The sequence below is a fragment of the Actinoplanes sp. CA-131856 genome (genome assembly GCF_050956135.1).
In the GTDB taxonomy this organism is placed as follows: Bacteria; Actinomycetota; Actinomycetes; order Mycobacteriales; family Micromonosporaceae; genus Actinoplanes.
The window spans coordinates 10,439,017-10,458,363 of record NZ_CP191849.1; the positions used below are offsets into that span (position 1 = coordinate 10,439,017).

18 protein-coding genes are annotated in these 19,347 nt (G+C 70.8%); 15 read left to right on the plus strand and 3 right to left on the minus strand.

Features of this window, described 5'->3' with window-relative positions; translation table 11 throughout:
- Positions 1-567 precede the first annotated feature (567 nt).
- On the plus strand, positions 568-1,332 hold the full coding sequence (locus tag ACQP2X_RS48130; RefSeq protein ID WP_498692973.1) for a M23 family metallopeptidase: 765 nt from the start codon (positions 568-570) through the stop codon (positions 1,330-1,332).
- Positions 1,333-1,567: 235 nt separating this feature from the next.
- Here ACQP2X_RS48130 and ACQP2X_RS48135 read toward each other — a convergent pair whose 3' ends face one another.
- The gene (locus ACQP2X_RS48135) at positions 1,568-2,695 is read right to left on the minus strand and encodes an outer membrane protein assembly factor BamB family protein (protein ID WP_498692975.1); all 1,128 of its coding nucleotides are present in this window, start codon (positions 2,693-2,695) and stop codon (positions 1,568-1,570) included.
- A gap of 103 nt (positions 2,696-2,798) precedes the next feature.
- Between ACQP2X_RS48135 and ACQP2X_RS48140 the strand changes: the two genes are divergently transcribed.
- Both ACQP2X_RS48140 and ACQP2X_RS48145 read left to right on the plus strand, forming a co-directional pair.
- The gene (locus ACQP2X_RS48140) at positions 2,799-3,746 is read left to right on the plus strand and encodes a prephenate dehydrogenase (RefSeq protein WP_498692976.1); all 948 of its coding nucleotides are present in this window, start codon (positions 2,799-2,801) and stop codon (positions 3,744-3,746) included.
- A 31-nt stretch (positions 3,747-3,777) separates the two neighbouring features.
- Entirely contained in the window at positions 3,778-4,347 is a 570-nt protein-coding gene (locus ACQP2X_RS48145) for a DinB family protein (protein WP_498692978.1), read from the plus strand.
- On the opposite strand, the gene mtnA is transcribed toward ACQP2X_RS48145, so the two are convergent.
- The gene (mtnA, locus tag ACQP2X_RS48150) at positions 4,325-5,278 is read right to left on the minus strand and encodes an S-methyl-5-thioribose-1-phosphate isomerase (protein ID WP_498692980.1); all 954 of its coding nucleotides are present in this window, start codon (positions 5,276-5,278) and stop codon (positions 4,325-4,327) included. The genes ACQP2X_RS48145 and mtnA overlap by 23 nt on opposite strands.
- Before the next feature lie 39 nt (positions 5,279-5,317).
- Between mtnA and ACQP2X_RS48155 the strand changes: the two genes are divergently transcribed.
- The 12 genes from ACQP2X_RS48155 to ACQP2X_RS48210 all read left to right on the plus strand — a co-directional run bounded on the left by ACQP2X_RS48155 (position 5,318) and on the right by ACQP2X_RS48210 (position 18,653).
- Entirely contained in the window at positions 5,318-6,376 is a 1,059-nt protein-coding gene (locus tag ACQP2X_RS48155; RefSeq protein WP_498692982.1) for a PHP domain-containing protein, read from the plus strand.
- Between the two features lie 19 nt (positions 6,377-6,395).
- Positions 6,396-8,066 carry a DUF885 domain-containing protein gene (locus tag ACQP2X_RS48160; RefSeq protein WP_498692985.1) on the plus strand — a complete coding sequence of 557 codons (1,671 nt, stop codon included), beginning with the start codon at positions 6,396-6,398 and terminating at the stop codon, positions 8,064-8,066.
- Between the two features lie 503 nt (positions 8,067-8,569).
- Positions 8,570-9,658, plus strand: a complete 1,089-nt coding sequence (locus ACQP2X_RS48165) for a hypothetical protein (protein WP_498692987.1) — start codon at positions 8,570-8,572, stop codon at positions 9,656-9,658.
- Entirely contained in the window at positions 9,645-12,575 is a 2,931-nt protein-coding gene (locus ACQP2X_RS48170; RefSeq protein WP_498692989.1) for a sensor histidine kinase, read from the plus strand. Before ACQP2X_RS48165 ends, ACQP2X_RS48170 begins: the two co-directional genes overlap by 14 nt.
- Positions 12,572-13,036 carry a roadblock/LC7 domain-containing protein gene (locus ACQP2X_RS48175; RefSeq protein WP_364664477.1) on the plus strand — a complete coding sequence of 155 codons (465 nt, stop codon included), beginning with the start codon at positions 12,572-12,574 and terminating at the stop codon, positions 13,034-13,036. The genes ACQP2X_RS48170 and ACQP2X_RS48175 overlap by 4 nt, the downstream gene beginning before the upstream one ends.
- The gene (locus ACQP2X_RS48180; RefSeq protein WP_498692990.1) at positions 13,033-13,494 is read left to right on the plus strand and encodes a DUF742 domain-containing protein; all 462 of its coding nucleotides are present in this window, start codon (positions 13,033-13,035) and stop codon (positions 13,492-13,494) included. Before ACQP2X_RS48175 ends, ACQP2X_RS48180 begins: the two co-directional genes overlap by 4 nt.
- 22 nt (positions 13,495-13,516) lie before the next feature.
- Complete coding sequence (locus ACQP2X_RS48185) at positions 13,517-14,101, plus strand: GTP-binding protein (protein ID WP_498701302.1); 585 nt, start codon at positions 13,517-13,519, stop codon at positions 14,099-14,101.
- A gap of 89 nt (positions 14,102-14,190) precedes the next feature.
- On the plus strand, positions 14,191-14,952 hold the full coding sequence (locus tag ACQP2X_RS48190; RefSeq protein ID WP_498692991.1) for a hypothetical protein: 762 nt from the start codon (positions 14,191-14,193) through the stop codon (positions 14,950-14,952).
- A 198-nt stretch (positions 14,953-15,150) separates the two neighbouring features.
- Positions 15,151-16,149 (plus strand): UDP-N-acetylglucosamine 2-epimerase, encoded by a 999-nt coding sequence (locus ACQP2X_RS48195; protein ID WP_498692992.1) that lies wholly within the window; start codon positions 15,151-15,153, stop codon positions 16,147-16,149.
- Positions 16,150-16,160: 11 nt separating this feature from the next.
- Positions 16,161-16,511 (plus strand): hypothetical protein, encoded by a 351-nt coding sequence (locus tag ACQP2X_RS48200; RefSeq protein ID WP_498692994.1) that lies wholly within the window; start codon positions 16,161-16,163, stop codon positions 16,509-16,511.
- A gap of 21 nt (positions 16,512-16,532) precedes the next feature.
- Positions 16,533-17,096 carry a TetR/AcrR family transcriptional regulator gene (locus tag ACQP2X_RS48205; protein WP_498692995.1) on the plus strand — a complete coding sequence of 188 codons (564 nt, stop codon included), beginning with the start codon at positions 16,533-16,535 and terminating at the stop codon, positions 17,094-17,096.
- Between the two features lie 78 nt (positions 17,097-17,174).
- Complete coding sequence (locus ACQP2X_RS48210; protein ID WP_498692997.1) at positions 17,175-18,653, plus strand: cellulose binding domain-containing protein; 1,479 nt, start codon at positions 17,175-17,177, stop codon at positions 18,651-18,653.
- Positions 18,654-18,721: 68 nt separating this feature from the next.
- On the opposite strand, the gene ACQP2X_RS48215 is transcribed toward ACQP2X_RS48210, so the two are convergent.
- Positions 18,722-19,318, minus strand: a complete 597-nt coding sequence (locus tag ACQP2X_RS48215) for a TetR/AcrR family transcriptional regulator (RefSeq protein ID WP_498692998.1) — start codon at positions 19,316-19,318, stop codon at positions 18,722-18,724.
- Positions 19,319-19,347: the final 29 nt, after the last annotated feature.

A 19,347-nucleotide genomic window follows, 5' to 3' on the forward strand; every position in this document is an offset into this window, starting at 1 on the left:
CCGACCGGCGAACCAGACGCCTGCAGATGCCCGACCGGCGAACCAGGCGCCTGCGGATGCCCGACCGGCACACCAGGCGCCTGCGGACGCGCGGCCAGCGAACCAGGCGGCGGCGATGGCGCGCCGTAGGGACCCGCGGCATAAGGCCCAGCTGGCGAAGGACCGAACGGCGCAGGGCCAGACGGCGCGGAACCAGACGGCCCGGGAGCGGACGACGCAGGACCAGACGGCCCGGGACCGGACGGCGCGGGGCCAGATGGTGAAATGCCGGACAGCGCGGAGCCGAAGGGCCCTGGTGACGCCGCATAAGCGGGCGAAGGCTCGGCCGGCTGGTACACGGCCGGTGGCGGCGCGGAAAGCGACGGCTCGGCGGGACGAGGGTTCGGGTCGTTCGGGTCGGTCACCGCTCACCTCCAGCATGGCGCTTCGCCGCCGGCGGCGAGGGGTGCGCCGTCCGGTGAATGCCAGCCTATCCACCCTCACCGGGGCCGAGCGGGTTATCCACAGGCGACGCCGTCGTCCACAGGCTGGTCGGCAGGATGGGGGCACTTCTGCCAGGATGGCTCGGTGCCTTTGTTCCGTGCCCTCTCCGGTTTGACCGTCCTGGCCGTCTGCCTGGCCGGTTGCGGCGGCGTCTCCGGCTCGCCGCCGGTGTCCGCGACGCCGCAGTTCATCGAGCCCGAGGTGACGGCAAGCGCGAGTGGGGGCGCCGACGCGGCCGTTCCTTCCGTGGCGGCCGCGCCCAGTTCGGGGCCCGCGCCCACCGACGCGGCCCCGGCCACGACACCGGCGACGAAAGCGCCGACCACCACGGCCCCCAAGACGGTGAAATACGTCTTTCCGGTCAAGGCGTCAAATGTCGACTACCACCCGACCCACTCGAAATATCCGGCGACCGACATCTTCGCCGACTGCGGCGAGCCGGTGGTGGCCACGACCAGCGGCGTCGTTCTGGAGATCAGTCTCAAGGACGTGTACGTCAAGGGGGCGCCGGACGGGCCCAACAACGGCGGCCTGTCGGTGTCGCTGCTCGGCGACGACGGTGTCCGCTATTACGGGTCGCACCTGAGCAAGGTCCAGAGCGGCATCACCAAGGGCGTCCGGGTCACCGCCGGCCAGCTGCTCGGCAAGGTCGGCCACACCGGTAACGCCAACGGCGTCTGCCATCTGCACTACGGCATCTCGCCGCCGTGCGCCAAGGTCGGCGACTGGAAGGTCCGCCGCGGCGTGATCTGGCCGGCCACCTTCCTCGACTCCTGGCGCGAGAAGGGCCAGAAGAGCCCGGTCGCGACCGTCGGCGCCTGGAACCGCTCGCACAACTGCAAAGCCTGACCCGCGAAACACGACCGCGCGGCCTGAGCCGCGAACCAGGACCGCGCGGCCAGACCCGGCGAATCGCGCTGCGACGCCTGACCCGGCGGGAAGTGAAGCACGGGGCCGCACCCTCGCCCGATAGGTGCGGCCCCGTGCTGCCGGGAGAAAAGCTGCGGAAGAAAGCCGCGCGGAGCAGAGCTGCGCTGAGCAGAGCCGCGCGGAGCAGAGCTGCGCGAAGCAGAGCTGCGCGGACCTAACTGAACTGGGCGAACCGCTTCTGCTGGCGGCCCTCCACGGTGGTGAAGGCGCCTCCCATGGCGATCGCCTTGAGGCGCGGGTTCGCCGCCAGGGCCAGCACGCCCTCGACCCCGTTGGCGTCGGCCGTCCAGTCGAGCAAGTGACCGTCGGCGGCGGAGAGGGCGGCCAGCTTGACGCGGTTGTCGGCGCCGTCGACGCAAGTGCCCTGGGCTCCGGTGCGGGCCGTGCTGCACGCCCGGTCGAAGTGGCCGCCGGCGTAGACCGTGTCGCCCAGCACCGTCACCGCCTGGGCGTCGCCGTCGAATGTCGCCGACCAGCGCAACGCCCCGGCGTGCGTGTACGAGCTGATCCGGCCGCCCTGCCCGCCGTGCGCCGAGTAGACCGTGTCGGCCGTGACCGCCAAGGCGTACGTGATGACCGGCGGTTTCGGTTTGAACGTCGTGACCAGCGCGGCCGACGCCGGATCGAGCGCGGCCAGCCGGTCGTACCCGGGAACGCTGTTGACCCGGTGGAACTTTCCTCCGACGTACACCCGGCCGCCGCCCGCCGCGATCGTCTCCACCTGATCGTCGGCCGTGGGCAGCCAGCGCTTGTCGAGGGCGCCGGTGTTCAGGTTGAAGGCGGCGAGCCGGCCTCGCGCCTGCCCGTCCACCGCCGTGATCGTTCCGCCTACGTAGAGGCGGCCGTGTGCGGCGTACGCGGCCATGGGCCGTCCGCTGATCGTGTGCTTGAACGTGTTGTGCGTCTCGCCGGTCGCGATGTCGAGCCGGGCCAGGCTGTCGCGTTTGACGCCGTTGACCGCTGCGAAGTCGCCCGCCACGTAGATCGACTGACCGCTGACGACCAGCGCCTTCACCCGGCCGTCGGCGGCCGGCGACCACGGCAGCAGCGTTCCCTTGCGGGCGTCGATCGCGGCCAGCCGGCCCCGGGCGACCGGTTTGCCGTTCACGATCGCGGCGGTGAAGTCGCCGCCGACGTACACGATGTTGCCGGAGTAGGCGACGGCCAGGACCGTGCCGTTGAAGCTGGGCATGGCGTCGGAGCCCTGGGCGAAGGCCGGCGCCGCCAGGGACAGGAGGACGGCGATGAAGACCGTCGTGAGCGTTTTACCCCGGTAAGTCACGAGATCACCGTATGAGGAAGGCTCGGTGACACCACCACGCGAAACGGACGAAACTCCACCTGGCCAAAAGGATGATCAAGGGAGGTGTGCGAAGGTTCTGAGCGTGAACGTGACTGTCGTCGGGCTCGGGCTCATCGGTGGATCGGTGCTCAAGGCGCTGCAGGCCTCCGGCCATCAGGTGACCGGCTACGACGCCGACCCCGGCACGCGCGAGGCGGCCGCCGCCGAAAGCTTCACCACGGCCGACTCGATCGGCTCGGCCGTCGAGGGCAGCGATCTCGTCGTCCTGGCCGTACCGCTGCCGGCCCTGCCGCCGATCATCGACGCTCTGAAGGACTTCCCCGGCCTGGTCACCGACGTCACCTCGGTCAAGGGCCCCGTGCGCGACCTGGCCGCCCAGCTCCCCCGCTTCGTCGGCGGCCACCCCATGGCCGGCCGGGAGACCTCCGGCTTCGCCGCCTCCGAGGCGACCCTGTTCACCGGCTGCTCCTGGGTGCTCTGCCTGGAGCCGGGCGAGACCTCCCTCGACGACTGGCACACCCTGGCCGCGCTCTTCACCGAGCTCGCGGCCCGCGTCGTCCCGGTCACGGCCGGGGAGCACGATCGCGCGGTCGCCCAGGTCAGCCACGTCCCGCATCTGTTCGCCACCGCCCTGGCCGGTCAGCTGCGGGACAATCCCCTGGCCGGCACGCTCGCCGCCGGCTCCTTCCGCGACGGCACCCGGGTCGCCGCCACCCGGGCCGAGCTGATCGCCGCCATGTGCGGCGGCAACGCGTCGGCGGTCGGCGCCGAGCTCGACCGGCTCATTTCCGAGCTTCAGGAGGTACGCCTCCTGCTCGACACCGCCGATCCGGTCGCGGCCCTCGTTCCCGCGCTCCGCCCAGCCGTCGATTTGCGCCGCGCCTGGCCCGCCGAGGCCGGCGACGTGATCGAGCTGCCCATCGAGTTCGGTCCACTGCTCGAGCTCGGTCGGGCCGGCGGCTGGATCGCCGCGGTCAATGACACGACAGTCGAGGCCATCCGGCCGGAATCTGACCGCAATTCCTCATAGGTTCTTCCCAGGACCCCGAGAGGAGCACGTCATGCCAGGTCAGGTCGGCGCCATCGAGAACGAGCAGCAGGGCCTTCTCGCCTATCTCACCCAGATGCGGTACGTGCTGCGGCTGACCGCGTACGGACTCACCGCCGAGCAGCTGCGCGCGACCCCGTCCGCCAGCCAGCTCAGCGTCGGCGGCCTCATCAAGCACTGCGCCTCCACCGAGGAGAGCTGGATCAGCACCGTGCGCGGCGAACCGCAGGAGCTTGATTATCAGGCGTACGCCGAGAACTTCCGCCTTCGCGACGACGAGTCCATCGACGACGTCCTCGCCCGGTACGACCGGATCGCCGACCGCACCGAGAAGACCGTGACCGAGCTCGCCGACCTCGACCACCCGGTCCCGGTCGACCATTCGGTGCCGTGGAACCCCAAGGACCTGAGCCACTGGACGCTGCGCTGGGTGCTGCTGCACCTCATCCAGGAGACCGCGCGGCACACCGGCCACGCCGACATCGTCCGCGAGTCGGTGGACGGCGCCACGGCCTATCCGCTGATGGCGGCGGCCGAGGGATGGCCCGAGACCGACTGGCTCAAGCCGTGGCGGCCGGCCTGATCACCCGCTGATCGGTCACGATCGCGGTGACCAGGTCGTACGGGGTCACGTCGAACGCCGGGTTCACCGCGGCGGCCCACGGCGTGACCTCGGCCGATCCCCGGTCCTCGATCGGCACGTCGAGTCCGGTCGCGGTGTCGGGGTCGACCGTCGACTCGGGCGCGACCACCACGAACGGCAGGCCGGCGCGGCGGGCGCCGAGCGCGTGGGCATAGGTGCCCACCTTGTTGATCACGTCACCGTTGGCGCAGATCCGGTCGGCTCCGACGATCACCGCGTCGACCTCGCCCCGGGCCATCAGGAACGGGCCGGCCGAGTCGACCGCCACCCGGTGCTCGATGCCCCATTGCGACAGCTCCCACGAGGTCAGCCGGGCGCCCTGGAGAAGCGGCCGGGTCTCGCTGGCGATGACACCGGCCAGGTGGCCGCGCTGGTGCAGCTCGTGCACCACGCCGAGCGCCGTGCCCAGGGTGACCGCGGCCAGGCCGCCGGTGTTGCAGTGGGTGAGCAGCCGGGGTCGCCCGCCGCAGAGCTCGACGAGCAGGTCGGCGCCGCGGGCGGCCATGGCTGTCGAGGCCGCGATCTCCTCGTCGCGCACGGCACACGCCTCGGCCAGGACCGCGTCGAACGAGGGCAGCCGTCGCGCCGCCCGCCGGGCCCCGCGGGCCAGGTTCACGGCGGTCGGCCGGGCCGCCGACACCCGCTCGACCGCGAGCGCCAGCGCCGCCGGGTCGTCGGCGTGCACCTTGGCCGCCAGCGCCACCCCGAAGGCGCCGGCCACGCCGAGGGCCGGCGCCCCGCGCACGGCCAGCGACTGGATGGCCGCCACCAGCTCACCGACCGTGTGCAGGCGGAGGATCCGCAGCTCCCCCGGCAACGCCGTCTGATCGATGATCTCGATGGCCCCGTCAACCCAGTCGATCGTCCGCATGACGGCGATGCTAGCCACCGGGCCTCTACGCTGGTCGGCATGCCATCTCGTGATCCGGTTGCCGACCTGCGGCGCATCGCCTTCCTGTTGGAGCGGGCGAACGAGGCGACCTACCGGGTCAAGGCGTTCCGTTCGGCCGCCGCCACCGTGGCCGCGCTGCCCGACGGCGAGCTGGCCGAGCGGGCCGCCGCCGGCACGCTGGCCAAGCTCTCCGGGGTCGGCGACGTCACCGCCCGCTGCATCGCCGAGTCCCTGGCCGGTGAGGAGCCGGTCTATCTGCGCCGGCTCCAGACCACGGAGGGCACGGATCTGCAGGGCGCCGCCCGCACCCTGCGCGAGGCGCTGCGCGGCGACTGCCATTCACACTCGGACTGGTCGGACGGCGGCTCGCCGATCGAGGAGATGGCGCTGGCCGCGGTCGAGCTGGGCCACGAATATCTGGTGCTGACCGACCATTCGCCCCGGCTGACCGTGGCCCGGGGCCTGCCGCCGGCCCGGCTGCGCCGCCAGCTCGACCACGTCGCCAAGCTCAACGACGCGCTGCCCGAGGGCTTCCGCATCCTCACCGGCATCGAGGTCGACATCCTCGACGACGGCTCCCTCGATCAGGAGGACGCGCTGCTGGCCCGGCTCGACGTGGTGGTCGGATCGGTGCACAGCAAGCTGCGCGACGAGTCGCCGCGGATGACCAAGCGCATGGTCAAGGCGCTGGCCAACCCTCACCTGGACATCCTCGGTCACATGACCGGTCGCAAGGTCGCCGCGGCCGGCGGCGGCGACAAGGGGCACCGGGCCGGGCACACCCGGCCGCCCAGCACCTTCGACCTGGACAAGGTCATCGAGGCCTGCGTCGAGCACGACAAAGCGATTGAGATCAATTCGAGACCCGATCGGCTCGATCCACCGAAACGCATGCTGACCGTCGCGGTCGAGGCCGGCTGCCTGTTCAGCATCGACACCGACGCCCACGCGCCGGGCCAGCTCGACTGGCTGCGTTTCGGCTGCGAGCGGGCCGCGCTCTGCGGCGTGCCGGAGGACCGGGTGGTGAACACCTGGGAGATGGAACGCCTCCTGGAGTGGACCACGAGCCATGCCTGAATTCCCGTAGGGTCGCCCCGTGGGACGAATTGATGACCTGGCCGACCGCTATGTCGACGAGTGGGCCGAGCTCACCCCGATCGGCGCCACCTACGCCGGCATCGCCGGACACGACGGCAAGACCGACGATTTCTCGCCGGAGGGCTTCGAGGCTCAGACCGAGCTCGTACGGCGTACGTTGAACGACCTTGACGTGATCGAGCCGGAACACGAGTCCGAGCAGGTCGCCAAGGACGCCATGATGGAGCGGCTCGGTCTCGAGCTGGCTCAGGCCGACGCCGGCCAGACGGCGAGCGCGATCAGCGTGATCTCCAGCGGCATCCATGCCCTGCGCGGCGTCTTCGACGTGATGCCGACCGAGGGCGAGGAGGCGGTGGCCAACATCGCGACCCGGCTCGGCGACCTTCCGGCCGCCCTCGAGCAGTACAAGCGCACGCTGCTCGACGAGGCCGACAAGGGCAACGTCAGCCCGCGGGCGCAGATGCTGGCCGTGGCCGAGCAGTGCGACGCCTGGACCGATCCCGACCGCGACGACTTCTACCGCGGGCTGGCCGGCCGGCTCGAGGCCGGCGGGGCCCTCGCCGCCGAGCTGGTGCGGGGCGCCGACGCCGCCACCGCGGCCACGGCCGACTTCGCCGAGTTCCTGCGCCGCGACCTGGCGCCGCGGGGGCGCGACAAGGAGGCGGCCGGTCTCGAGCGCTACGAGCTGGCCTCGCAGTACTTCCTGGGTGCGAAGGTCGACCTCCAGGAGACGTACGAGTGGGGCTTCGCCGAGCTCTTCCGCATCGAGGAGGAGATGCGCCGGACGGCGGCCGCCATCGCCGGCTCCGGCGCCTCGATCGACGAGGCGGTGGCCGCGCTCGACGCCGACCCGGCCCGCAACATCGCCGGCAAGGAGGCGTTCCGCGACTGGATGCAGGCGCTGGCCGACAAGGCGATCACCGACCTCAACGGCACCCACTTCGACATCGAGCCGCCGGTCCGGCGCATCGAGTGCTGCCTGACGCCGACCAGCGACGGCGGCATCTACTACACCGGCCCGAGCGAGGACTTCACGCGTCCCGGCCGCATGTGGTGGGCGGTGCCCGAGGGCGTCACCGAGTTCTCGACCTGGCGCGAGGTCACGACCGTCTATCACGAGGGCGTTCCCGGCCATCACCTTCAGGTGAGCCAGACGCTGCTGCGGGCGGACACGCTCAACCGCTGGCAGCGCCTGCTCTGCTGGTGTTCGGGGCACGGCGAGGGCTGGGCGCTGTACGCCGAGCGGCTGATGGACGATCTGGGCTATCTCGCCGATCCCGGTGACCGCCTGGGCATGCTCGACGCGCAGGCGCTGCGCGCGACCCGGGTGATCGTCGACATCGGCATGCACCTGGAGCTGGAGATCCCGCGGGACAACCCGTTCGGCTTCCACCCGGGCGAGCGGTGGACGCCGGAGCTCGGCTGGGATTTCCTGCGCGCGCACACGCGCATGGAGGAGAAGACGCTCCGGTTCGAGTGGAAGCGGTACCTCGGATGGCCGGGGCAGGCGCCGTCGTACAAGATCGGCGAGCGGATCTGGCTCCAGGCCCGTGACGAGACCCGGCAGCGCAAGGGCGCGGATTTCGATTTGAAGACATTCCACCGCGACGCGCTGAACCTCGGTGGCCTGGGCCTGGACCCGTTGCGAAAGGCACTTGCACGGCTTTGACCTGATTCGGGCTTTTCCTCAGCGGGCGTCTGAGGAAAAGCCCGTTTCTGCCGTATCCGCACCACGACTCAGCGCTACTTTTCTGCTCAGCGCACTCGATCCACTACGCAGCGTTTAATAGACGCCAGTCTTATCGGGTACGCATTATGGATCTTGTGGCTTTTCGTACCGCCGGTCTGCCGTTACCATCGCCGCGGTGACTTTCCTTCCCTCCGGAACCGGTGTGGGCTGGGGCTTCATGACCCCGGGGGCGGAAACTGAACGCTCGTTACAACTACAGCGACCGGGCTCTGTATCCCCCGATCAGCCGAGAGAGATCTGTCCCTTGGAAAGGCGTTTCTTGAGGTTTTCTCGGATAGATTGGCCCGGATCCGTGCGCCCAACCGGCTACGGAAAGTAGCCGTCACAACGGCTCATCGCGTGTGCATGGCGGAGGACGAAAAGCAATGAACAGCCGGCGAACCCGTTTAGGCTCCGCGCTCGCGGTGATTTTGACTGTTTTGGTGCTTGTGCCGACGGCGGTGCTCTTCGGCCGGGTCTGGACGGACAACGCGGACCACCGCGACCAGACCGAGCTGGAGAAGAAGGGCGTCGAGTACCTCACCGCCCTGTCCCCGCTGGTCAGCTCGCTGGCCGAGTCGGAGTCGACAGCCATCCAGGGTGTCGCCGAGCCGCCGGACTCGCTCAAGGTCGCGGTGGCCAAGGTCTCCGACGTGGACAACCGCCTCGGCGACGATCTGAAGACCAAGGAGCGCTGGGCCGACCTCCAGCAGAAGATCGGCAAGCTCGCGGCGGTCAAGGGCCCGACCAACGTCTACGCCGCCCACGTCGAGGTCACCGACCTGATCCTCGAGCTCTACGTCACGGTCCGCCGCAACGCCGAGCTCAACCGCGACCCGGACAGCGACATCTCGAACCTCCAGGAAGCCACGGCGGTCGACATGCCGACCACTGTCGTGCGGGTCAACCGCATGGGCGACCAGGCCAACCTGCTCCAGGCCGCGAAGGGTCCCGCCCAGGCCAACCTGCGGGTGCAGTTCGGCCAGGAGGTCCTGGCCGTGCAGGAGTCGGTGAACAAGCTCACCAACAACCTCCAGGCCGCCGTCGACAACACCAGCAGCCCGACGCTGAGCGGCAGCCTGGTCAGCTCGCTCGACTCGTTCCGCCGCGGCGTCGAGTCGATGACCCGTGGCGCCTCGCTCACCAACGTCAACGTCGCCACCATGTCGACCGCGCAGAGCACGCTGCAGACCGCGCTGAGCACCCTCTCCGGCATCACCCTCAAGGAGATGGAGCGCCTGCTCGACGACCGGCTCGGCTCGCTGAACTACCGGCGCACCGAAGCGGTCATCATGGGCGTGCTGGCGGTCCTGCTGGTCCTCGGCGCCGTCGCCTGGCCGGTGGTCAGCCGCCGCCGCGAGGCCGCCGCCGAGCCGCCGCCGGCGCCGCGCCAGCCCGGTGAGTCGACCCGTGACGTCGCACTGAGCCAGCCGGGTGGCAACCCCGGTTACGGAACCAACCCGTACGGCCAGATCCCGGCCTACGGCGAGCTCGACCCGACACAGCGGGAGCGGTCCGGTGCTCTTCGGTAAATTCCGCATCCTGGGCAAACTCGCCCTGCTGGTGCTCGTACCCCTGCTCGGCGTCGTGGCGCTGAGCGTGCCGATCATCGTCAACCGCGCCGACGCGGCGACCGAGGCACAGTCCACGTCGGACACTGTCGAGCTGGCCGGTCGCGTCGGCACGGCCGTGCAGGAGCTCCAGGAGGAGCGCCTGCTCGCCGTCGGCTACCTGTTCAACCTGGTCGACCAGCCCACCCTGTCCGTGCAGAGCGCACGGGCCAAGGACGCGGTCGCCCGGGTCGACGACGGCGTGACCGTCTCCAAGGAGCTCGCGCGGGCCCTGCGCAACACGTCCAAGCTCGACAACACCCGGCAGAACGTGCTGAACCGGGCGATCAACCCCGACGTGGTGGTCACCGAGTTCACCACCTGGATCACCCCGGTCATCAACGGCGTGGCGCTCTCGTCCACCGCCGACCTGAAGACCGGTGTGGGCCGGCAGCTGTTCGCCCTCGAGCAGGCGCTGCGCACCGACGACCTGATCAGTCAGGCGTCCGGATATCTCACCGCCGCGACGATCACCAAGAACTCCGGCCTGGTCGGCCTGTTCTCCTCCACGCTGGTGCAGATCCAGCAGGTCATCGCCAACTCGCAGGCGTTCTTCACCGACACCCAGTACAAGCTCTACCTGGGTGCGCAGGACGCGTTCACCTCCCGCGTCGGCGCCGACTTCTTCCAGCTGGCGGCGACCGACCCGAGCAACGCCGTGGCGCTGCTGAAGATCGAGACCCTCTTCCCGTCGCTGCGCTCCGTGCTCGTGCTCGGTGGCTTCGTGGAGAAGCGGGTCGCCGCCGACGTGCAGGCCATCGTGACGAGCAACCGCGACGCGGCCATCCGTGACGCCTTCCTCATCGGTGGCGGCTCGTTCCTGCTGCTGCTCCTGGTGATCGGCCTGAGCCTGTTCATGGCCCGCGCGGTCGCCCGGCCGCTGCGCCGCCTCACGGTCTCGGCCGACCGGATCGCCCGCGCCGCCGAGGCCGAGCTCGAGAGGGTGGCCGACGACGAGTCCGAGTCCGTACGCCCGATCCGCCTCGACCCGGTCGACGTCGAGTCCCAGGACGAGATCGGCGACCTGGCCCGCGCGTTCGACCGGGTGCAGACCACGGCCGTACGGCTGGTGGAGCGCCAGGTCCTCGGCCGGCGCAACGTCGCGCAGATGTTCGCGCACGTCGGCCGCCGTACGCAGAACCTGGTCGGCCGCCAGCTGGCCCTGATCGACAACCTGGAGCGCCGGGAGACCGACAGCGACCGCCTGGGCGAGCTGTACCGGCTCGACCACATGTCCAGCCGTCTGCGCCGGAACGCGTCCAGCCTCGTCGTGCTCTCCGGTGGCGCCGGCGCCAACGAGCACATGGCGCCGCTGCCGCTGGTCGACGTCGTCCGTCTCGCCCTCGGTGAGATCGAGGACTACACCCGCGTGGACGTCGACATCCCCGAGGAGATCGTGGTCGTGCCGGCCGTCCTGGCCGACCTCACGCTGCTCATGGCCGAGCTGATGGAGAACGCCACCGCGTTCTCCCCGCCGCACACCCGGGTCGTGGTCAGCGCGACCGAGCTGCGTGGCGGTGCCCGCCTGGCCATCGTCGACAACGGCCTCGGCATGCCGCCCGAGCGGATGGCCGAGGAGAACGCCCGGCTGACCCGCCGCGAGCGGCTCGACCTGGCCCCCTCCGAGGTGCTGGGCCTGTTCGTGGTCGGCCGGCTCGCCCGCCGGCACGGCATCGAGGTGACGCTCACCGAGACGCCCGGCGGCGGCGTCACCGCGTGGGTCGACCTCAACCCGTCCCATCTGATCGCCCGGGTGCCCAGCATGGTCGCCCCCGAGATGGCCCCGTTCCCGTCGGTCGCCGCGCCGTCGGCCCCGGCCGCGCCGCAGGGCTACCACACCGCCGAGTTCGCCCAGGTCATCGCCGGCTCGGCGGCCCGGGCCTCGGTGCCCGGCAGCCAGCAGCCGTTCGACGCGAACGTGCTGGAGCGGGCGACACGGACCCTCGAGACCGGGCAGTCGTGGAACGCGTTCTCGCCGGCCCGGGTCGCCCCGGCCATCGAGGAGCCGGTCTACGAGGCCGAGCCGGTCTACTCGCCGGGCCCGGCGTACCAGCAGCCGATCGCCCAGCCGATCGCGCAGCCGGCCGTCGACCCGGCGTACGAGCTGAACGCTCCGGTCGCCGGCCGCGTGCCGGCGGCGATGCCGGAACTGCCGGCCGCCGGTCCGTCCGCGTGGCACCAGCAGCCGGCCCCGGCCCCGCAGCCGACGTGGAGCACCCCGCCGGCCGTGGAGGCTCCGCCGGTCTGGAACACGCCGCCGGCCGTGGAAGCCCCGCCCGTCTGGAACACGGCCCCGGCCGTGGAGGCGCCACCGGCCATGCCGGCCATCCCGGCCGCCCCGGTGATCCCGCAGCAGCGCACCCCTGAGGAGGACTACCGGTACACGACCCCCACGGCCTACGAGGCGCCGCGGCCGCAGCCCTCCGCCCCCGGCAACGGGAACGGAAACGGGAACGGGACCCCGCTGCGACGCCGTGTGCCGGGCAGCCAGCTTCCCGAAGAGGCCGCCGCGCCCACGCTGCCCTCCCGGTTGCCGTCCCAGGACGACGCGATGGCCGCCCGCTCGGCGTTCGACGACTTCGAGGCGGGGGTGAGCCGCGCCCAGTTCGACGCGGCCGAGACACAGATGACCGCGCCGCCGTCGGCCGGCCATGCACCGCTCGCCCGGCGCGTACCGGGCGCCACCCTGCCGCGGGACGAACCCAACTACCCGCCGCCGGCAAGTCCGAGCCTGCCGCTGGATCCGGATCAGGCCCGGGCCCTGATGGAACAGTTCGAGTACGGCGTCGCACTCGCACTGAACGAAACTCAGCCACAACCCGAGGGACAACCGCGATGACTTCCCCCTACTCGACCGATACCGGCCACGGCTATGCCCAGCCCCAGCTGAGCGCGGAGGCCAAGACCTTCAACTGGCTGCTGGACTCGTTCACGTCCGGCACAGCGGGCGTCATCGAGGCGATCGCGGTGTCCTCCGACGGTCTGCTGATGGCGATGTCCGCGATCAAGGACCGGCCGAACGCGGAGCGCCTGGCCGCTGTCGTCTCGGGCCTCACGAGCCTCGCCGGCGGCGCCGCGAGCTGGTACCGGCTGGGCTCTCTGAACCGCGTCATCATCGACATGGCCGAGGGATATCTGCTGGTCACCGCGATCAGCGCCGGCTCGGTGCTGGGGGTCATCGCCGACCGGTCGGCGAACCTCGGCACCCTGGCCTACGAGATGACGCTCTTCGCGACGAGGGCCGGCGGCGCGCTCAGCCCGCGCCTGATCGCCGAGTTGAAGAACGCCGTTCAGCAATGACCTATCCGGACCCCGACGACCCGGCACACCCGGCTCGGCCGAGTGTCCGGCCCTTCCTGCAGTCCGGTCCGCAGTCGGCCGGTGGTTACCGACCCGCCCCGCGCGAAGAGGTACCTCCGGCCACTGACCCGACCGCGACCCTGCGCCCGTTCGTCATCACGTCCGGGCGCACCGACGGCGCCGATCCCGAGATCGGGATGGAAACCCAGGTGACCGTCAACCCGGCCGCGAGCCGCGTGCGTCTCTCACCCGAGATGCGCGCCATCGTGGGACTGTGTGTCGAGCCCGTCTCCGTGGCGGAGATCTCGGCACGGTTGCGCCTGCACCTCGGCGTCACCCGCATCCTCGTCGGCGACCTGCGCGCCGCCGGCCAGCTCGACGTGCACGTGCTGGACAACGACACCCCCGACCCTGAGACCATCATGCGAGTGATCCGTGGACTACGAGCAATCACCTAACCGCGCCTACGGCGCGGCCGCCGTGGGCAACGAGGGACGGCCGAAGAAGGCCCCGGTCCCGGTCAAGATCATCGTTGCCGGTGGCTTCGGCGTGGGCAAGACGACGACGGTCGGGGCCATCTCGGAGATCGCCCCGCTGACCACCGAGGCCGAGATGACCTCGGCCTCGGTCGGCATCGACAACCCCGGCCTGGGGTCGACGAAGACGACGACGACCATCGCCATGGACTTCGGCGTGCTCACCATCGACCAGACGCTGAAGCTCTACATCTTCGGCACGCCGGGTCAGACGCGGTTCGCGTTCATGTGGGACGACCTGATCAAGGGCGCGCTGGGCGCGCTCGTGGTGGTCGACACCAACCGGATCGACGACTGCTATCCGGCGGTCGACTACTTCGAGAAGGCCGGCCTTCCGTTCGTCGTCGGCGTCAACACCTTCAACGGGCAAATGCAGTACAGCCTGGACGAAGTGCGCTGGGCCCTGGCCGTGCGCGAGGACGTTCCGGTGCTCGCCTATGACGCGCGCTTCAAAGCTTCCGTGCGGGACGCCCTCCTGGTCGTCCTGGATCAAGCCCTCGACAAGGCCATTCGTCAGAAGGCGACGTAGGGTGTGCGGCGGGTCGCTCAGATCGAGGTTCCCAAATCGGCCTCACAGCGGGCACAGTGGAAGGCGACCCGCTACGGAAGGACGATCAGGTGCGAGGCGGACTGGACGACGCGCTCGACAAGCTGGCGCGCCGTGATGAGTTGCGCCGCCGGGCCGCCGGGGAGGCCACGAGCACCCCAGCGGCCGTGACGGAGCTGGTCGAGGCGGTTGCGGGAGTCATCGGGCGCCACCCCGAGCTGGGCGTCAGTGTCGGCGTCGAGGGCGCCGGCGAGCCGCTCCTACTGCATTTCTACGTGGCCGACGGCCAGGTGCAGGTGAACGCGGAGAACGCGGCCGCCCTCCAGCCGGGTGACGGGGACGTTCCGCGGCACGCCGACGTCGACATCGAGGTCGGCGAGCCGGTCGACCGCCCGTGGTCGGCCGCGCCCGCGTCGCCGCCTCCGGCGAGCTACGACGACCAGGAGAGGTACGGCTACTCGCCGCCACCCCCGCACTATTACGACGAGTCCGACACGGCCGAGCGGCAGTACGGCAGCTTCGACCAGCCGCCGGCGCCCGAGCAGCGCTCACCGGCCCACGACGTGGGCGAGTCCTCGCGCGATCTCGGCGCCCGCCTGCGCGACCTCGGCATGGCCTCCTCCTCGCGCGAGGAATACCCACCGCACCCGTTCGCCGCGACCCCGCCGCCACCGGTGCCGGAGCAGTCGCAGGAGGCGACCCGCCGGATCAACCCGACGCCCTTGCCGAAACCGGTGCCGCTGCAGGTCGAGCGCCCCGAGGAGACCGAGATGGCGGCGCGCCGGCTGGCCGCGATGCTGCGTGACGATCCCACTCTGCTCGAACAGCAATAGCGGAGAGTAATGTCGCCATCGCGACCCGACTCCGGCCGGAAGTGCCCGATTTGAGCGCTATCGGCGACGTCTGACATGTCTGGGTTAGGCCGTTCGGCCACTTTGCTCCGGCACTCAGGGTGACGGTCTTGCCTCACGCTGCGTAACTGCATAGCGTTCGACGCGGCCCTCCCCCAGCCTGCTCCGGAGAAGAGTTCGATGTCGTCGCTGCCCGAAGTTCACCTGGTCGCCGGAACGCCGGCCGAGGCGTTCCGGCTCGCACCGGTCGCGCTCGCCATGCGCGAGCAGGCCCGGCTCACCCCGGTGCTGGTGGCCACCGGCGCCGACCCGGCCGCGGTCGACGCGACGCTGGCGCGGTTCCGGCTCACCCCGAAGATCACGCTGCCGTCCGCGGCCGGGCACACCGAGACGGTCCGCCGCTTCGACGAGCTCTGGGCCGCCCGCACGCCGGACGCGGTGGTGGTCCGCGACGACCTGCCGGCGGCGCTCGCGGCGTTCTGGCGGCGGATCCCGATCATGCAGCTCGACGCCGGGCGGCGCGACGGTGACCTGGTCGCGGCCTCGCCCCGGGAGGCCCAGCGGCGCCTGCTGGCCCAGGTCGCCACCGTGCACCTGGCGGCGACCCCGCTGGCCGCCATGAACCTGCTCGACGAGCGCGTCGTCGAGGGTGACCTGCTGCTGACCGGCGGCACCGCGGCCGACGCCGCCGCCAAGCTGCTGCGGCGCAGCCCCCACCAGCGCCGCGTCGTGCTCGGCGTCCCGCCCGAGCGGGCCCAGGCGATCGGGCCGGCCCTGCGCTATCTGGCCGCCCGCCACCCCGACCTCGAGGTCCTCCGCCCCGACCAGGTGCGGACGCTGGCCGAGGCGTACATCGTGGTGACCGACGACGGTGACCTGCTGGAAGAGGCTCTGGCCTTCGGCACGCCCGTTCTGGCCATCAGCGAGAGCACCGAATATTCCGAGGCCGTGCACGCCGGAAGCGTGCGGCTCGTCGCGGCCGACCCGGCCGCCATCACCAGTGCGGTGGCCGAGCTGCTCGACAGCCGGGTCCGCCGCGACGCGATGGCGGCCGGCGGAAACCCGTACGGCGACGGCCTCGCCTCCTGCCGCGTGGCCCAGGCGACCGCCGCCCTGCTCGGCCACGGCCAGTTCCCCGATCCGATGCCCGCCCGTCCGGTGGCGGGAGTGGCCCGATGAGGGAGAGCGCCATGGACGTCGTCGACTTCTGGACGAAGTCGTGGACCAGCGACGACCGGGTCGCGACGCGGCAGTTGCTCGCGCCCGACGCCGAGATCGAGTGGAATCTCGACGCTCCGGTCGACGAGGAGGAGCTGATGCGGATCCTCCACAAGATCGCGGTCTTCGCCGACACGGTCACCGTGGTCGAGCACGCACGCGCCGAGGACGGCGCGGCGCTGCTCTACGACCTGGTGGCGCCGTTCGGGACGGTGCGGATGGTCGAGTTCCTCGGGATCGAGGGCAACCGGATCACCGAGGTCCGCCAGGTGTACGACGTGACCGCCACCGATCGCTTCTTCCCCGGTCTCTACGAGCAGTAGGCCGCCGTTACCCTGTGCACCATGGCAGATCGACTACGGGCCGACGCGCAGCGTAACCGCGCCGCTCTGCTCGCCGCTGCCCGTGAGGTCTTCGGCGAGCAGGGCCTGGACGCCTCGCTCGACGAGATCGCCCGGCGTGCGGGCGTCGGCAACGCCACCCTGTACCGGCGCTTCCCCACCCGCCGTGACCTGATCGCGGCGGTCTTCGCGGGCCAGATGGCCGGTTACGCCGAGCTGGCCGAGGCGGCGCTGGCCGACCCCGACCCGTGGCAGGGCTTCGTCGGATATGTGGGCCGCCTCTTCGAGATCCAGGCGACCGACCGGGGCCTCTCCGAGATCCTGGTGACCAGCAGCTTCGACGACGACGAACGGCTGGCCACGCTGAAGGCGACAGCGCAGCGGGGCGCGGCCGAGGTGATCCGCCGGGCCCAGGAGACGGGCCGGCTGCGGGCCGACTTCACGCGGCAGGACATCAGCCTGCTCATGCGGGCCAACGCCGGGGTGCTGCGCAGCTCGAACGATCCGGCGGTGTGGAAAAGGCACCTGTCACTGGTCGTTGACGGCCTGTCATTTAAGGATCTTTAAGGCAGTCAGCAAGGTCATTTAACGCGCAGCGGACGAGACTCGACTTCCGTCGTCACCCCCTGCGATCGGAGTCACCCCATGCAACGCAGTCGTCTGCGCCTGGCCATCTACGCCTCGGCGGCGGTCCTCGCCGTGGCCGGCGGCGTCGGCGCGGCGGTCGCGGCCACCAACCCGGCCGGCACCACCGCCGCCACCGGCGGCCTCACCGCCACCTTCAGCAAGGACAGCGACTGGGGCACCGGCTACCAGGCCCGCTACACGATCAAGAACGGCACGAGCGCCGCCGTGAACGGCTGGCAGCTCGCCTTCGGCCTGCCGTCGAGCGCCAAGCTGGGCAGCTTCTGGGACGCCACGATCACCACCGCGAACGGCGTGTCGACCGCCAAGAACCCGGGTTACGCGCCGACGATCGCGGCCGGCGCGACCGCGCAGTTCGGCTTCATCGTGACCGGCAGCGGCGCACCCACGAGCTGCACCATCAACGGCGCGTCCTGCGGCGGCTCCGCGACCACGGCTCCCACGACCGCACCCACCAAGCCGCCGGCCACCACACCCACGACGGCCCCGACCAAACCGCCGACCACGGCCCCGACGACAGCTCCGACCAAGCCGCCGGCCACCTCGCCCACCGCGACCACGCCGCCCGCCACCACCGCGCCTCCCGCCGGAAATAACGGAAAGGTGAGATTCGCGCCGTACGTCGACATGGGTCTGCTCTCCAACGGCAGCACCACGCTCGCCCAGCTGGGGACGAGCGGCAACACCAAGTCGTTCAGCCTGGCCTTCGTCACCAGCGCCGGCTGCAAGGCGAGCTGGTTCAACGCCTTCGACCCGCGGGCCAGGCAGTTCGCCGACCAGATCGCCGCCGTCCGCGCGGCCGGCGGCGACGTCAAGGTCTCGTTCGGCGGCGCCACCGGCATCGAGCTCGCCCAGGCCTGCACCAGCGTCACCGCCCTCCAGGCCGAATATCAGGCCGTGGTGAGCGCCTACAACCTCAAGTACATCGACCTCGACATCGAGGGCGCCGCGGTGGCCGACCCGACCACCATCGCCCGCCGCTCGACCGCGCTGGCCGCGCTCCAGAAGGCGAACCCCGGCCTGAAGATCTCGCTGACCCTGCCGGTGCTGCCGGAGGGCCTGACCGCTGACGGTCTCAACGTGGTCCGCTCGGCCAAGAATGCCGGCGTCGACCTCAACCTGGTCAACATCATGGCCATGGACTACGGGCGGGCCGGGCAAGACTACGGCGACCTGGCCATCCAGGCCGTGAAGTCCACCAAGGACCAGATCAAGTCGGTCTACGGCACCAGCGACGCGGCCGCCTTCTCGATGGTCGGCGTCACCCCGATGATCGGGGTCAACGACGACAACGGCGTCTTCGGCCTGGCCGACGCCCGTGACCTGGTCGCCTTCGCCAACACCAACCACATCGGATTCGTCTCGATGTGGGAGGCCAACCGCGACAAGAACGCCTGCAACGGCGCCCTCTTCCAGTGCACCAACGTGGCGCAGTCCCCGTTCGACTTCAGCAAGATCTTCGCCGGCTTCACCGGCTGACAACCCTCGTCCCATCCCCAGAAAAGAGCGTGACTCCGGGCCCCCACCCGGAGTCACGCTTTTGGTGATCAGGCGAAACCGCGTCCCGCCTCGGCCAGGGCCTCCGACACCAGTTCCCACAGGCTCGTGCCCGGCGGCCGGTCGAGCCAGATGTGCAGCGCCACCCGCAGGGCCGCGAGAAAAGCCGCCGAGGTCATCTTCACCCGTACGCCCGCGGGGTCGTCGCCCAGGCGCACGGCGATCTCGGCCGAGAGCTCGCGCTCGAGCGCCGCGAAGGTCTGCACCTGCGCCCCCACGAGTGAGGCCTGCGTGCGCACGAGGCGGCTGCGCGCCACCCACTGCGGATCGACGTCGCCCAGCTCCAGATAGAACTGATGGGCCGCCGCGGTGAGCGCGGCCCACGCCGGCTCGTCCACCGGACGTGCCCGCACGAGCGCGATCATCGAGTGGATGCGCTGATAGTCGCCGTACAGCAAGGCTTCTTCCTTGCTGCTGAAGTAGTTCGAGAAGGTGCGGCGGGAGACGCCGGCCTCGTCGGCGATCGCCTCGACCGTGATCCGGTCGGCGCCGTGCTCCATCGCCAGCCGCATCGCCGCGTCATGGAGGGCCTGACGGGTCGCGGCCTTCTTGCGTTCGCGCAGTCCGGGCTCGGCCGTGGTGCTCATGACATGAGAGTACCGGCGTGTGATTCGGT

What these genes read in the sequence shown, in the direction of transcription:
- ACQP2X_RS48145 (WP_498692978.1), top strand. Translation starts at nt 3,778, where the DNA reads ATGCCAGGTCAGGTCGGCGCCATCGAGAACGAGCAGCAGGGCCTTCTC.
- mtnA (WP_498692980.1), bottom strand. Translation starts at nt 5,278, where the DNA reads ATGCGGACGATCGACTGGGTTGACGGGGCCATCGAGATCATCGATCAG.
- ACQP2X_RS48155 (WP_498692982.1), top strand. Translation starts at nt 5,318, where the DNA reads ATGCCATCTCGTGATCCGGTTGCCGACCTGCGGCGCATCGCCTTCCTG.
- ACQP2X_RS48175 (WP_364664477.1), top strand. Translation starts at nt 12,572, where the DNA reads ATGACTTCCCCCTACTCGACCGATACCGGCCACGGCTATGCCCAGCCC.
- ACQP2X_RS48180 (WP_498692990.1), top strand. Translation starts at nt 13,033, where the DNA reads ATGACCTATCCGGACCCCGACGACCCGGCACACCCGGCTCGGCCGAGT.
- ACQP2X_RS48195 (WP_498692992.1), top strand. Translation starts at nt 15,151, where the DNA reads ATGTCGTCGCTGCCCGAAGTTCACCTGGTCGCCGGAACGCCGGCCGAG.
- ACQP2X_RS48200 (WP_498692994.1), top strand. Translation starts at nt 16,161, where the DNA reads ATGGACGTCGTCGACTTCTGGACGAAGTCGTGGACCAGCGACGACCGG.
- ACQP2X_RS48205 (WP_498692995.1), top strand. Translation starts at nt 16,533, where the DNA reads ATGGCAGATCGACTACGGGCCGACGCGCAGCGTAACCGCGCCGCTCTG.
- ACQP2X_RS48210 (WP_498692997.1), top strand. Translation starts at nt 17,175, where the DNA reads ATGCAACGCAGTCGTCTGCGCCTGGCCATCTACGCCTCGGCGGCGGTC.
- ACQP2X_RS48215 (WP_498692998.1), bottom strand. Translation starts at nt 19,318, where the DNA reads ATGAGCACCACGGCCGAGCCCGGACTGCGCGAACGCAAGAAGGCCGCG.